The following is a 13,548-nucleotide window of genomic DNA, read 5'->3' as shown; positions in this document are numbered from 1 at the left end:
GGTAGACTAAGCAGCGAATGAAATTACAGAATTCTTTCCGCGACTATACGGCTGAATCCTCGCTGTTTGTGCGCCGGGCGCTGGTCGCTTTTTTGGGGATTTTGCTGCTTACCGGCATACTGGTTGCCAATCTTTATAACGTGCAGATAGTCCGTTACACGGACTATCAGACGCGCTCGAACGAAAACCGCATCAAGCTGGTTCCCATCCCGCCAAGTCGCGGTATTATCTATGACCGTAACGGCACGCCGCTGGCGCTGAACCGCACCATCTATCAGCTGGAAATGATGCCGGAGAAGGTCGATAACGTGCAGCAGACGCTGGACGCGCTGCGTGACGTCATTGACCTCACGGATGATGATATTGCCGGTTTTAAAAAGGAGCGCTCGCGTTCCCACCGCTTCACCTCCATTCCGGTCAAGGTTAACCTGACCGAAGTGCAGGTTGCCCGCTTCGCGGTCAATCAGTACCGCTTTCCCGGCGTCGAAGTAAGAGGCTATAAGCGCCGCTATTATCCCTACAACTCCGCCCTCACCCACGTTATCGGCTATGTCTCAAAAATTAACGATAAAGACGTCGATCGTCTGGATAAAGAGGGCAAGCTGGCGAACTACGCTTCAACCCACGATATCGGTAAGCTGGGTATCGAACGCTACTATGAAGACATTCTGCACGGGCAGACCGGCTACGAAGAGGTCGAGGTCAACAACCGCGGCCGCGTCATTCGTCAGCTCAAAGAGGTGCCGCCGCAGGCCGGGCGCGATATCTATTTAACTCTCGATCTCAAGCTGCAGCAGTATATTGAAACGCTGCTGGCCGGCAGCCGCGCCGCTGTGGTGGTCACCGACCCGCGCACCGGCAGCGTTCTGGCGCTGGTTTCCACCCCGAGCTACGATCCGAACCTGTTCGTGGACGGGATCTCCAGCAAGGACTACTCCGGGCTGCTCAACGATCCGAATACGCCGCTGATCAACCGCGCCACGCAGGGGGTCTATCCGCCGGCCTCGACGGTGAAACCTTACGTTGCCGTCTCGGCGCTGAGCGCCAACGTCATCACCCGCAATACCAGCCTGTTCGATCCCGGCTGGTGGCAGCTGCCCGGTTCAGATAAACGCTATCGCGACTGGAAAAAATGGGGCCACGGGCACCTGAACGTGACCAAAGCGCTGGAAGAGTCTGCGGATACCTATTTCTATCAGGTTGCCTATGATATGGGCATCGACCGCCTGTCGGAATGGATGAATAAATTCGGCTACGGCCACTATACCGGCATCGATCTGTCAGAAGAGCGCTCCGGGAATATGCCCACCCGTGAATGGAAGCTGAAGCGCTTTAAAAAGCCCTGGTATCAGGGGGACACCATTCCGGTCGGTATCGGCCAGGGCTACTGGACCGCAACGCCGATTCAGATGAACAAGGCGCTGATGATCCTGATTAATGACGGCGTGGTAAAAGTGCCGCATCTGCTGCAAAGCACCGTCGAAGACGGCAAGCAGGTACCCTGGGTTCAGCCGCACGAACCGCCGGTGGGCGATATTCACTCCGGCTTCTGGGAGATTGCCAAAGACGGAATGTTCGGCGTGGCCAACCGCGGCAACGGTACCGCGCATAAGTACTTCGCCAGCGCACCTTACAAAATCGCGGCGAAATCCGGTACGGCACAGGTATTCGGCCTGAAGGCCAATGAAACCTATAACGCGCACAGAATCGCTGAGCGCCTGCGTGACCACAAACTCATGACGGCGTTTGCTCCTTACAACAACCCCCAGGTTGCCGTGGCGATCATTCTCGAGAACGGCGGCGCAGGCCCGGCGGTCGGGACGATTATGCGCCAGATTCTCGATCACATAATGCTGGGTGATAACAATACCAATCTGCCGAGTGAAAATCCGGCGGTGACGGCGGGGGAGGATCAATAATGACCGATAATCCAAACAAAAAATCGCTGTGGGATAAAATCCATCTCGATCCCACCATGGTGCTGATACTGCTGGCGCTGCTGACCTATAGCGCGCTGGTTATCTGGAGCGCAAGCGGCCAGGATATCGGGATGATGGAACGTAAAATTGGCCAGATCGCGATGGGTATCGTGATTATGATCGTCATGGCGCAAATCCCGCCGCGCGTGTATGAAGGCTGGGCGCCCTATCTCTATATATTCTGTATTATTTTACTGGTGGCGGTGGATGCCTTCGGCGCTATCTCGAAAGGCGCCCAGCGCTGGCTGGATCTCGGCATCGTCCGTTTCCAGCCCTCGGAAATTGCTAAAATCGCCGTTCCGCTGATGGTGGCACGCTTTATTAACCGCGACGTCTGCCCGCCCTCGCTGAAAAATACCGCCATTGCGCTGGTGCTGATTTTCCTGCCGACCCTGCTGGTTGCGGCGCAGCCTGACCTTGGGACCTCAATCCTTATCGCCCTGTCCGGCCTGTTTGTGCTGTTCCTTTCCGGGCTGAGCTGGCGCCTGATCGGCGTTGCGGTGGTGCTGGTCGCCGCGTTTATCCCGATTCTGTGGTTCTTCCTGATGCACGACTACCAGCGTCAGCGCGTTATGATGCTGCTCGATCCGGAAACTGACCCGCTGGGCGCCGGCTATCACATTATCCAGTCTAAAATTGCTATTGGCTCCGGCGGACTGCGCGGGAAAGGCTGGCTACACGGCACCCAGTCGCAGCTGGAATTTCTGCCGGAACGCCACACCGACTTTATCTTCGCGGTCCTGGCCGAAGAGCTTGGGCTGATTGGCGTGCTGGTTCTGCTGGCGCTCTATATCCTGCTCATAATGCGCGGGCTGTGGATCGCCGCCCAGGCACAAACCACTTTTGGCCGGGTCATGGCCGGTGGTTTAATGTTGATTTTATTCGTTTATGTCTTCGTAAATATTGGTATGGTGAGTGGTATTTTGCCAGTGGTGGGGGTACCGTTGCCGCTGGTGAGCTACGGGGGCTCAGCCCTGATCGTATTGATGGCCGGGTTTGGTATCGTAATGTCGATCCACACCCACAGAAAAATGTTGTCGAAAAGCGTTTAAGGGGTTCGCAATGCGTAAGCAATGGCTGGGGATCTGCATAGCAGCAGGGCTGCTGGCGGCATGTTCGGGTGAAGACGTTCAACAAAAAACCGTCAGCACACCGCAGCCGGCGGTTTGTAATGGCCCAAGCGTAGAAATCAGCGGCGCCGATCCGCACTATGAAGCGCCGAATCCGACGGCAAATCAGGATTACGAACGCGACGGTAAAAGCTATAAAATCGTGCAGGACCCGTCTAATTTTACCCAGACTGGCCTGGCGGCGATTTATGATGCTGAGCCCAACAGCAACCTGACCGCATCCGGTGAGGCCTTCGATCCTACCCAGCTCACCGCCGCGCACCCTACGCTGCCGATCCCCAGCTACGCGCGTATTACCAACGTCGCAAACGGCCGCATGATCGTGGTGCGTATCAACGATCGCGGCCCGTACGGCAACGATCGCGTGATATCGCTTTCGCGCGCCTCCGCCGACCGGCTGAACACCTCGAATAATACCAAGGTGCGCATCGATCCTATTATCGTCGCGCAGGACGGCTCGCTCTCGGGTCCGGGAATGGCCTGTACCACCGTGGCGAAACAAACCTATGCCTTGCCGGCGCGTCCGGATCTGGACGGCGGCAGCGGCGTGTCAACCGATCAGCCGGCGCAAACCGACGTGCGCGCCATCAGTAACTCAACGCTGAAATCCGACGATAGCGTCGGCGCGCCGGTCAACAGCAGCGGCTTCCTCGGCGCCCCGACGCCGTTGAATAACGGCGTGCTGGAGGGCAGCGAACCCGTCGCTCAGGCCGCCGCATCAACCGCGCCGGTCACCGCGCCGGGATCCATCCAGGGCAGCGTTGCGCCAGCCGCCGCTGCGACGACGGCGACTGCGGTTGCCGCCGCCTCTACCTCAACCAGCGCTGCTGCCAGCGGCGACTATGTGGTACAGGTTGGCGCCGTTAGCGACCAGGCCCGCGCTCAGCAGTACCAGCAGCGCCTGAGCCAGCAGTTCTCCGTTCCCGGCCGCGTGGTGCAAAACGGCGCGGTGTGGCGTATTCAGCTGGGCCCGTTCGCCAGCAAGTCACAAGCCAGCACCGTTCAGCAGCGCCTGCAGAGCGAAGCTCAGCTGCAGTCATTTATTACTCACGCCAACTAAACGCGTCGGACCGCCGTCCGTATCGCATTGGGCATGACAAAATCGTTAACAAAGTCATGCGCAATGTCGGATGCCGGTCCGCAGAGCATTTGTTATAGTAAGGCACTTTTTTAACTCCATCACGGATGCCGTTGTTCAGACCATGAAGATCTCTTTCACCGCACGTTTACTCGTTACGGCCCTCTCCGTTGCCGCGTTCTCCTCCGCAGCCCACGCCGATGACCTGAATCTTAAAACCATGATCCCAGGCGCGCCGCAGATTGATGCCGAATCCTGGGTACTTATCGATTACAATTCAGGCAAAGTGCTGGCGGAAAATAACGCCGATTCCCGCCGCGACCCGGCGAGTCTGACCAAAATGATGACCAGCTACGTCATTGGTCAGGCCATGAAAGCGGGTAAATTCAAAGAGTCCGATCTGGTCACCGTGGGCAACGACGCGTGGGCAACCGGTAACCCGGTATTTAAAGGCTCCTCCCTGATGTTCCTCAAGCCAGGCATGCAGGTGCCGGTTTCGCAGCTGATCCGCGGTATCAACCTGCAGTCAGGCAACGACGCCTGCGTGGCGATGGCGGACTTCGTTGCCGGTAGCCAGGACGCTTTCGTCAGCCTGATGAACAGCTACGTCAACGCCCTCGGCCTGAAAAACAGCCACTTCCAGACCGTTCATGGCCTGGATGCTGAAGGTCAGTACAGCTCCGCGCGCGATATGGCGCTGATTGGCCAGGCGCTGATCCGCGACGTGCCGAACGAATACACCATCTACAAAGAAAAAGAGTTCACCTTTAACGGCATCCGCCAGCTCAACCGTAACGGGCTGCTGTGGGATAACAGCCTCAACGTCGACGGCATCAAAACCGGCCACACGGATAAAGCGGGCTATAACCTCGTCGCCTCGGCAACAGAAGGCCAGATGCGCCTGATCTCCGCCGTGATGGGGGGCCGCACCTATAAAGGTCGTGAATCCGAAAGCAAAAAGCTGCTGACCTGGGGCTTCCGCTTCTTTGAAACCGTCAATCCGCTGAAAGCGGGCAAAGAGTTCTCCTCCGAGCCGGCCTGGTTTGGCGATAGCGATCGCGCATCGCTGGGCGTCGATAAAGACGTGTATCTGACCATTCCGCGCGGCCGCATGAAAGATCTGAAGGCCAGCTACGTACTGAACAATACTGAACTGCACGCACCGCTGCAGAAAAACCAGGTTGTCGGCACCATTAACTTCCAGCTGGACGGCAAAACTATCGATCAGCGCCCGCTGGTGGTGCTGCAGGAAATCCCGGAAGGTAATTTCTTCGGCAAAATGATTGATTACATTAAGTTAATGTTCCACCACTGGTTTGGTTAAAAATCGAACGCTTGAAAGTGTGATTTACATCCCCATATACTAACTATCAAAGTAACCTGATAACTCCCACACCTTGTGGGAGTTATTATTTTTTGTCGTAACACCGGAGCTGACATGAAAACCAAACTTAACGAACTGCTTGAATTCCCTACTCCATTTACTTACAAAGTAATGGGGCAGGCGTTGCCTGAGCTGGTTGATCAGGTGGTGGAAGTGGTACAGCGCCATGCGCCTGGTGATTACTCTCCGCAGGTAAAGCCGAGCAGCAAAGGTAACTACCACTCGGTTTCTATCACCATCAACGCCACCCATATCGAGCAGGTCGAAACCCTGTACGAAGAGCTGGGTAATATTGAGATCGTCCGGATGGTGCTGTAACCCATTCCGCTACCCGGCCTCGCGCCGGGTCATCCCCTTCCCCGCTGTGATATACTCGCTGCCTTAAATCACTTCTCTGTGCGGAGACGTTGTTTTGCAGCACAATAAAATCCTCATTCGTCAACTCGGCCTGCAGCCTTACGCCCCTGTCTCGCAGGCAATGCACGACTTTACCGACTCGCGCGATGAAACAACCCTCGATGAAATCTGGCTGGTTGAACATCATCCGGTCTTTACCCAGGGCCAGGCGGGAAAAGCGGAGCACGTTCTGGTAGCGGGCGATATTCCGGTCATTCAAAGCGATCGCGGCGGCCAGGTAACCTACCACGGGCCGGGGCAGCAGGTGATGTACGTCCTGCTCAATCTCAAACGCCGCAAGCTGGGCGTACGCGAACTGGTGACGCTGCTGGAGCAGACCGTGGTCAATACCCTGGCGGAGTACGCTATTGAGTCGCACCCGCGCGCCGATGCGCCCGGCGTTTACGTCGGTGAGCAAAAGATCTGCTCGCTTGGCCTGCGCATTCGCAAAGGGTGCTCGTTCCATGGCCTGGCGCTCAATATCGCAATGGACCTTTCGCCGTTCCTGCGGATTAATCCCTGCGGCTACGCCGGAATGGAGATGGCGCAAATGCGCCAGTGGCAGCCCGAAGCGGCGCCGCACATCGTCGCACCACGACTGGTTGCCAACCTGCTGGCGCTGCTCGACAACCCGCCGCACGAGTTCATTTCCGCAGAGTAAATCCGGGCGTCCCGGCTTCCCGGGGCGCCGTTTTTGCGCCTCACTTTCGTTAAGCCATTCTATTTGCAATTAATTGCCACAAACGGCGGCGTCACTGACCGCTATACTTGCGCTATTCGCTATGACAGGAGGCGCAGAGTGGAAAAAAATCATCCGCAACCGGAGCCCACCGAACAGCTCGACGATCGCCAGGTATTCCGCATTCTGCGCAATATTGACCTCAACTTACTGACGATTTTCGAAGCCGTATACGTACACAAGGGCATCGTGAATGCGGCTAAGGTGCTGAATATCACCCCCTCGGCCATTAGCCAGTCGATCAACAAACTCCGCGCGCTTTTTCCCGATCCGCTGTTTATTCGCAAGGGCCAGGGCGTGACGCCGACCGCCTACGCGACGCACCTCCATCAGTACATCAGCCAGGGAATGGAAGCCTTCCTCAGCGCGCTGGATTTAACCGGCAGCCCGCATCAGCAGCGGGTCATCACCATCGCCACCTCACCCACCGTCGGCGCGCTGGTCATGCCGACAATTGCGCAGGCGCTGAAACCTCGCTTCCCGCAGGTGCTGCTGCACAATATCGCCATTACCGATGCCCCCAGCCAGCTTAACCAGCGCCAGGTGGATCTGCTGATCGACAGCTACGCGCACAGCGGCCAGTCGATCGTGCACCACGTTCTGTTCCAGGATCGGGTGATGATGTACTGCCGTGAGGCGCATCCGGCGCTGGCTATGCCGCACAGCGAAGAGCATCTTCGTCAGTACGAGTTTGCCCTGCTGCTGCCCGAGGGCCAGCGCTATCCGGCGCTGCACCGCCGGCTGCAGGAGCAGCCAGGGGCGCGGCGCTGCGGCTTTAGCAGCTACAATCTGTTAACTCAGGCCGCGCTGGTGAGCGCCAGCGATATGCTTGGGCTGATGCCGAACCGGATGTTTTCGCTGTTGGCCAAAACCTGGCCACTGGCGGCGCTGGACTACCCGCCTCTCGCCGATGAAACCATCGACATTTCGCTGCATTACAACAAGCTCAGCGCCCAGGAACCCCTGCTCAATGAGGTGATTGAGGCGGTTCGTCAGGCTTTTTAAGCCATACCGCACGTGAGGGAAAGCATAAAACAACAACTATTTTACAATTTGCCGAACAGGCAGGCTGCTTTCTGGCCCGTATCAATGGTATACTGCCTATCCTTGATTCAAAAATAGTTGATAAATACAACATTTACTTGAATTAATTCGTTTTCCTTCGTACTCGCAACTGGAACACGCACGCTATGAGTAAACCCATTGTGATGGAACGCGGTGTTAAATACCGCGACGCCGATAAAATGGCCCTTATCCCGGTGAAAAACGTGGCAACTGAGCGTGAAGCTCTGCTCAGAAAACCGGAATGGATGAAAATCAAACTTCCGGCTGACTCGTCCCGTATCCAGGGTATCAAAGCAGCGATGCGTAAGAACGGTTTGCACTCCGTGTGCGAAGAAGCTTCTTGCCCGAATCTTGCGGAATGCTTCAACCACGGAACGGCAACCTTTATGATCCTCGGTGCTATCTGCACCCGCCGCTGCCCGTTCTGCGACGTCGCCCACGGTCGTCCGGTGACCCCGGATGCTAATGAACCGCAGAAGCTCGCGCAAACCATCGCCGACATGGGCCTGAAGTACGTCGTTGTCACCTCCGTCGACCGCGATGACCTTCGCGACGGTGGTGCTCAGCATTTCGCCGACTGCATCAGCGCCATCCGTGAGAAAAGCCCGTCGATTAAGATTGAAACCCTGGTTCCGGACTTCCGCGGCCGTATGGATCGCGCCCTGGATATCCTCAAGGTTACGCCGCCGGACGTCTTTAACCACAACCTGGAAAACGTGCCGCGTCTCTATCGCCAGGTACGCCCAGGCGCCGATTATAACTGGTCGTTAAAGCTGCTGGAAAGCTTCAAAGAAGCGCATCCGGAGATCCCAACCAAGTCGGGTCTGATGGTCGGCCTCGGTGAAACCAACGCTGAAATCGTTGAAGTTATGCGCGACCTGCGTCGCCACGGCGTGACGATGCTGACCCTTGGTCAGTACCTGCAGCCGAGCCGTCACCACCTGCCGGTACAGCGCTACGTTAGCCCGGATGAGTTCGAAGAGATGAAAGCCGAAGCGATGGCCATGGGCTTCACCCATGCCGCCTGCGGCCCGTTCGTCCGCTCGTCCTATCATGCCGACCTGCAGGCCAAAGGGATGGAAGTGAAGTAGTTCACGCCGTCCTCGACCGCTGCGCGCTTCCCGCGTGCAGCGGTCAGCTCTCCTTGCGCTACCTCGTCCTTTCCCCGCAATAAATCCGCCGGCGCGGTTACAGTCGGTTGCATTTTTCAGCCAATGACCTTGCAGGATACAAAAAGAGGCCGCAACGATAATCGCTGCAGCCTCTTATCCGTGCAGGCTGATAGCCCTGCCGGCAACCTGCTCCCGCTGTCGGGGAGCAGACATTTAATTACTCTTTATGAGAGAGCTTCTGTGCCGGAGTTTCTTCTTCCGCACTGGTTTTCTTCGCGCTATCGTCGTCGTTCATGGCCTTCTTAAAGCCTTTGATAGCCGAACCCAGGTCTCCACCCAGCGTACGTAGTTTTTTGGTACCAAACACTAAAATAATCAGTGCTGCGACAACCAGCAGTTTGGTAATACTAATCTCACCCATAGCTAACCTTCTTCTCTAAAACAATCTGCGAATACGCCATCATACACGCGAACAATTAACGGCTATTTGACGCGCGGACACAATAGCAATCTGTAACAAGGTGAATCAAGCTCTGTTTAAAAAAACGTCACAATAATTGCGGTGGCGCAAAGCGGCGGTTCTGCAGCACCGGCAAGCGCTCGCGCACCTGGCGTAGATAATCCATGGAAACGTCGGCAAAAATCATCTGCGGCCGATCCGCCGCGCCGGCCAGCGTCGTGCCGAGGGGATCGATAATTCGGCTCTGGCCGATATTACGGTTCCCGCACTCTCCTGCCGCCACGATATAGCAGGTCGTGTCCAGCGCGCGGGCGGCCAACAGCGTCGCCCAGTGATGCTCCTTCATCGGCCCTCTCACCCACGCGGTCGGGAGAACGAGGATCTCGGCGCCGCTCAGTGCGAGGCTTAACGCCAGCTCCGGGAAGCGCAAATCATAGCAGGTCATCAGGCCAACCCGAACCCCGTCGACGTCAATCAGCGCCGGGATCTGCAGGCCGGCATCAACGCGCCGCGACTCCTGTATATTAAACGCATCGTATAAGTGTAGCTTCTGGTATTGTGCGATAACCTCGCCGCGGCGTATCGCCACCAGCGTATTAGCCGCGCGTCCCTCGCCGGAAGGCACGTGAATCGTCAGCACGGTGGTTAAGCCGTTGCTACGGCTCTCCTCGCGCAGCAGGCACAGGAAGCCGCCGTCTATCTCCTGCGCCGATTTAACCGAGAGATCCGGGTCGCTATCGTCGCGTGCCAGCAGCGCCTCGGGCAGCACCAGCAGCGACGCGCCCTGCTCAGCGGCCTGGGCCATCAGCGCTACGCAGGTCTGCGCATTCGCCCGCCAGTCAGGGGTGACGGCAAATTGTCCAGCAGCAACCAGCATCTTAATCTCCCGTTCGCGAATTCATAGCCAGCGACGCATTTTGCGCGCTACACTCATTCCCCAGTATTAACCAAATAGCAGGGAATGAGAGTGTCACAACTACTTTTAGCCGTTTTTCTTGGCGGCGGTACCGGCAGCGTATTGCGCTGGTGGCTGGGAATGAAGTTTAACCCCCTGCACCATGCCATTCCCATTGGCACGCTAACGGCCAACCTGCTGGGCGCATTTATCATTGGCGCCGGCCTGGCCTGGTTTAACCGGCTGACCGATATCGACCCGATGTGGAAGCTGCTCATCACTACCGGCTTTTGCGGCGGATTGACGACCTTCTCCACCTTCTCAGCGGAAGTGGTGTTTCTGCTGCAGCAGGGGCGCTTCAGCTGGGCCCTGCTCAATCTTCTGGTCAACCTGCTGGGCTCATTCGCCATGACGGCGGCAGCGTTCTGGCTCTTTTCTCATGCCGCCAGCCGTTAAAAACAGGCAAAAAAAAACCCGCTAAGCGCGGGTTTTTATATTCTACTGACGCGTTGCTTAGATAGCGTTTACGTTTGCAGCAGAAGGGCCTTTGGCACCGTTAGTGATTTCGAACTCTACACGCTGACCTTCAGCCAGAGTTTTGAAACCGTTGGACTGGATTGCAGAGAAATGTACGAATACATCTTTGCTGCCATCTTCCGGAGTAATGAAACCGAATCCTTTGGACTCATTAAACCACTTAACGTTACCTTTAATCTTAGACATCAAAATTACCTTTATATGAAAAAAAGACACTGATACTGTGTCGCGATCCAGTACATCAATTGTGGTGCCTTTTGTCCAGTCGAACTTTGCTAAAAAGTGACAAAAGTCGCTATCTTTTTTAGTGGTTGCGCTTTAGTTATTGTTTTTCCACATAACATAATGCTCAGCTCTTTTATCACTAAGCGAGTGCGGATTAAAACTGAAAGCGGGCCCAGGCAAAGTAAACGTTACCGTTGTTATAGGTACCGGGGATGTAGGTCATCTGGAACGTCGCCGGGCCGTAGCCGATAGACGCCATCGGCAGTACCACCGGCAGCGGAATATAGTGCCAGTTATCGCGCGCGGTTACGCCGAGCGTATAGCCGAGGCCAAGGTGGAAGTTATCGTCGGCGAGCGGACGCCAGGTTTTCTCCCAGCCGTAGCCGGCGATAGGTTCCCATTTGTTATACGAGTCCTTAAATGCCATCGCGTACAGGCCATGCCAGTTACCTTTATCATCCCAGCGCGACACGCCGAAACCGGCCCCCCAGGGACGCTCGTTATACTCATCGGTTTTTTCTTTGTCATAGGCAAATCGGGCGTGCCAGGTGATCGAGGGAACATACAGGTCGTAGTGTTCTGGCTCCTTCCAGGTCTCAGCAACGTTATCGCTTAAGGTGTTATAGCCATCGCGAATCGTCGAGCTAAATGACGCATTTGCTATCCCACTGGAGAGCAGCAGCCCGGAAAAACTGAGCAAAAACAGTACAACATAACGTAGTCTTAACACTTCTCAATTACCAATATCGATTTTAAAGCGGAATAAAGTAGCAAATATAATCTTAATATAACCTTAACGAAATACGGCAAAGTCTTGATTTACCGCCCACGAAATCGCAACAACCCAGCCTGTCGACTTTGTGATAGCGCCCGCGCGCCGACCGCTGATTAGGCAATTCTCATCGGTTTATTGATTTGCATCAGCATGTTTCGTCGATTTATTCGGCACATTCCTTCCCTTAATTTTTGCACAACCTTATTTATCAGCACATTCTTTGGGTTAATGGTTCAGGGGTAAAATAATGCTTACGCTAGTTGAGATCCTTATTGGGATCGTGGTCATTGTGGGCGTCGCCCGCTATATCATCAAAGGGTATTCCGCCACCGGCGTGCTCTTTGTTGGCGGTCTGACGCTGCTTATCGTCAGCGCGCTGATGGGACATAAAATTTTACCCGGCGAGGCGAAAAGCACGGGCTACTCCGCGACCGACATCATCGAATACATCAAAATTCTGCTGATGAGCCGCGGCGGCGACCTCGGCATGATGATTATGATGCTCTGCGGATTTGCCACCTACATGACGCATATCGGCGCCAACGATATGGTGGTCAAACTGGCCTCGAAGCCCCTGCGCTACATTAACTCCCCCTACCTGCTGATGATCGCCGCCTATTTTGTCGCCTGCCTGATGTCGCTGGCCGTCTCTTCGGCGACCGGCCTCGGTGTCCTGCTGATGGCAACGCTGTTCCCGGTGATGGTCAACGTCGGGATCAGCCGCGGCGCGGCGGCGGCTATTTGCGCCTCCCCGGCGGCCATTATCCTCTCCCCAACCTCCGGCGATGTCGTCCTCGCGGCGAAGGCCGCCGAAATGCCGCTCATCGATTTTGCCTTTAAGACCACGCTGCCGATCTCCATCGCGGCGATTGTCGGCATGGCGATTGCCCACTTTTTCTGGCAACGCTACCTGGATAAGAAAGAGAACGTCGCCCACGAAATGCTCGACGTCAACGAGATAACCACCACCGCCCCCTCCTTCTACGCCATTCTGCCCTTCACACCCATTATCGGCGTGCTTATCTTCGACGGGAAATGGGGCCCGGAGCTGCATATTATTGCCATCCTGGTGATGTGCATGCTGCTGGCGGCGGTGCTGGAATTCTGCCGCGGCTTTAACACCAAAAACGTCTTCAGCGGGCTGGAAGCCGCCTATCGCGGGATGGCCGACGCCTTTGCCGGCGTGGTCATGCTGCTGGTCGCCGCCGGCGTGTTTGCCCAGGGCCTGAGCACCATCGGCTTTATCAATAGCCTGATTTCGATTGCGACCTCGTTTGGCTCCGCCAGTATCATTCTGATGCTGGTGCTGGTCGTGCTGACGATGCTGGCAGCCATGACGACCGGTTCAGGTAACGCCCCGTTTTACGCCTTCGTTGAGATGATCCCCAAGCTGGCGCACTCGTCGGGTATTAACCCGGCCTATCTGTCGATCCCGATGCTGCAGGCATCCAACCTTGGCCGGACCATTTCCCCGGTATCGGGCGTGGTGGTTGCCGTGGCCGGGATGGCAAAAATCTCGCCGTTTGAGGTGGTGAAGCGGACCTCGGTACCGGTTCTTGTCGGCCTGCTGGTGGTGATTATCGCCACCGAAATTCTGGTGCCCGGAACCACCGTTCAATAAACGTGAAAAGGCGCCAGCAGGCGCCTCAGATTGATGACAAAGTCCTGGCCGTGAGGCCAGGACTTTGATCTAATAAGGTCAGTGCAAAAAATGGACTGACTGCCATGCTTAGAGAACCTTCCCCCCATCAATATCAGTTTGAAACCATTACT

At 56.0% G+C, this 13,548-nt stretch carries 14 protein-coding genes; 10 read left to right on the top strand and 4 right to left on the bottom strand.

Annotated elements, in window-relative coordinates:
• The first annotated feature begins 17 nt into the window (after nt 1-17).
• The 8 genes from mrdA (at nt 18) to lipA (ending at nt 8,862) form a co-directional block, all read left to right on the top strand.
• On the top strand, nt 18-1,919 hold the full coding sequence (gene mrdA / locus GVK32_RS19450; RefSeq protein ID WP_159871923.1) for a peptidoglycan DD-transpeptidase MrdA: 1,902 nt from the start codon (nt 18-20) through the stop codon (nt 1,917-1,919).
• Nucleotides 1,919-3,031, top strand: coding sequence for a peptidoglycan glycosyltransferase MrdB (gene mrdB, locus GVK32_RS19445; RefSeq protein WP_041144579.1), 1,113 nt, complete (start codon nt 1,919-1,921; stop codon nt 3,029-3,031). Before mrdA ends, mrdB begins: the two co-directional genes overlap by 1 nt.
• Before the next feature lie 10 nt (nt 3,032-3,041).
• Nucleotides 3,042-4,169, top strand: a complete 1,128-nt coding sequence (gene rlpA, locus GVK32_RS19440) for an endolytic peptidoglycan transglycosylase RlpA (RefSeq protein ID WP_123707001.1) — start codon at nt 3,042-3,044, stop codon at nt 4,167-4,169.
• Nucleotides 4,170-4,311: 142 nt separating this feature from the next.
• The gene (dacA, locus tag GVK32_RS19435) at nt 4,312-5,511 is read left to right on the top strand and encodes a D-alanyl-D-alanine carboxypeptidase DacA (protein ID WP_159871920.1); all 1,200 of its coding nucleotides are present in this window, start codon (nt 4,312-4,314) and stop codon (nt 5,509-5,511) included.
• 114 nt (nt 5,512-5,625) lie between these two features.
• Nucleotides 5,626-5,889 carry a DUF493 family protein YbeD gene (ybeD, locus tag GVK32_RS19430; protein WP_041144576.1) on the top strand — a complete coding sequence of 88 codons (264 nt, stop codon included), beginning with the start codon at nt 5,626-5,628 and terminating at the stop codon, nt 5,887-5,889.
• A gap of 94 nt (nt 5,890-5,983) precedes the next feature.
• Entirely contained in the window at nt 5,984-6,628 is a 645-nt protein-coding gene (gene lipB / locus GVK32_RS19425; protein ID WP_159871917.1) for a lipoyl(octanoyl) transferase LipB, read from the top strand.
• A 138-nt stretch (nt 6,629-6,766) separates the two neighbouring features.
• A complete protein-coding gene (locus GVK32_RS19420; protein ID WP_159871914.1) occupies nt 6,767-7,711 on the top strand; it encodes a YbeF family transcriptional regulator in 945 nt (314 codons plus the stop codon).
• A 185-nt stretch (nt 7,712-7,896) separates the two neighbouring features.
• Nucleotides 7,897-8,862 (top strand): lipoyl synthase, encoded by a 966-nt coding sequence (gene lipA / locus GVK32_RS19415; protein ID WP_041144573.1) that lies wholly within the window; start codon nt 7,897-7,899, stop codon nt 8,860-8,862.
• 238 nt (nt 8,863-9,100) lie between these two features.
• On the opposite strand, the gene tatE is transcribed toward lipA, so the two are convergent.
• Both tatE and GVK32_RS19405 read right to left on the bottom strand, forming a co-directional pair.
• Nucleotides 9,101-9,304, bottom strand: coding sequence for a twin-arginine translocase subunit TatE (tatE, locus tag GVK32_RS19410; protein ID WP_076944924.1), 204 nt, complete (start codon nt 9,302-9,304; stop codon nt 9,101-9,103).
• Nucleotides 9,305-9,431: 127 nt separating this feature from the next.
• Complete coding sequence (locus tag GVK32_RS19405) at nt 9,432-10,220, bottom strand: deaminated glutathione amidase (RefSeq protein WP_159871911.1); 789 nt, start codon at nt 10,218-10,220, stop codon at nt 9,432-9,434.
• Between the two features lie 90 nt (nt 10,221-10,310).
• Here GVK32_RS19405 and crcB point away from each other — a divergent pair, with 90 nt between their 5' ends.
• Nucleotides 10,311-10,694 (top strand): fluoride efflux transporter CrcB, encoded by a 384-nt coding sequence (gene crcB, locus GVK32_RS19400; protein WP_159871908.1) that lies wholly within the window; start codon nt 10,311-10,313, stop codon nt 10,692-10,694.
• A 57-nt stretch (nt 10,695-10,751) separates the two neighbouring features.
• Here the strand turns inward: crcB and cspE are convergent, their stop codons facing one another.
• A complete protein-coding gene (gene cspE / locus GVK32_RS19395) occupies nt 10,752-10,961 on the bottom strand; it encodes a transcription antiterminator/RNA stability regulator CspE (RefSeq protein ID WP_004859511.1) in 210 nt (69 codons plus the stop codon).
• A 193-nt stretch (nt 10,962-11,154) separates the two neighbouring features.
• A complete protein-coding gene (gene pagP, locus GVK32_RS19390) occupies nt 11,155-11,730 on the bottom strand; it encodes a lipid IV(A) palmitoyltransferase PagP (RefSeq protein ID WP_159871905.1) in 576 nt (191 codons plus the stop codon).
• A 292-nt stretch (nt 11,731-12,022) separates the two neighbouring features.
• On the opposite strand from pagP, the gene dcuC reads away from it, so the two are divergent.
• Nucleotides 12,023-13,396 carry an anaerobic C4-dicarboxylate transporter DcuC gene (gene dcuC, locus GVK32_RS19385; protein WP_159871902.1) on the top strand — a complete coding sequence of 458 codons (1,374 nt, stop codon included), beginning with the start codon at nt 12,023-12,025 and terminating at the stop codon, nt 13,394-13,396.
• The last annotated feature ends 152 nt before the right edge of the window (nt 13,397-13,548 follow it).

Source organism: Klebsiella sp. 18074 (assembly GCF_902705905.1).
Classification (GTDB): Bacteria; Pseudomonadota; Gammaproteobacteria; order Enterobacterales; family Enterobacteriaceae; genus Klebsiella; species Klebsiella terrigena.
The sequence above is the reverse complement of the archived record's forward strand: the minus strand, read 5'-3'. Positions and strand labels throughout refer to the sequence as shown.

What these genes read in the sequence shown, in the direction of transcription:
- dacA (WP_159871920.1), top strand. Translation starts at nt 4,312, where the DNA reads ATGAAGATCTCTTTCACCGCACGTTTACTCGTTACGGCCCTCTCCGTT.
- cspE (WP_004859511.1), bottom strand. Translation starts at nt 10,961, where the DNA reads ATGTCTAAGATTAAAGGTAACGTTAAGTGGTTTAATGAGTCCAAAGGA.
- rlpA (WP_123707001.1), top strand. Translation starts at nt 3,042, where the DNA reads ATGCGTAAGCAATGGCTGGGGATCTGCATAGCAGCAGGGCTGCTGGCG.
- lipA (WP_041144573.1), top strand. Translation starts at nt 7,897, where the DNA reads ATGAGTAAACCCATTGTGATGGAACGCGGTGTTAAATACCGCGACGCC.
- mrdB (WP_041144579.1), top strand. Translation starts at nt 1,919, where the DNA reads ATGACCGATAATCCAAACAAAAAATCGCTGTGGGATAAAATCCATCTC.
- dcuC (WP_159871902.1), top strand. Translation starts at nt 12,023, where the DNA reads ATGCTTACGCTAGTTGAGATCCTTATTGGGATCGTGGTCATTGTGGGC.
- ybeD (WP_041144576.1), top strand. Translation starts at nt 5,626, where the DNA reads ATGAAAACCAAACTTAACGAACTGCTTGAATTCCCTACTCCATTTACT.
- GVK32_RS19405 (WP_159871911.1), bottom strand. Translation starts at nt 10,220, where the DNA reads ATGCTGGTTGCTGCTGGACAATTTGCCGTCACCCCTGACTGGCGGGCG.
- mrdA (WP_159871923.1), top strand. Translation starts at nt 18, where the DNA reads ATGAAATTACAGAATTCTTTCCGCGACTATACGGCTGAATCCTCGCTG.
- tatE (WP_076944924.1), bottom strand. Translation starts at nt 9,304, where the DNA reads ATGGGTGAGATTAGTATTACCAAACTGCTGGTTGTCGCAGCACTGATT.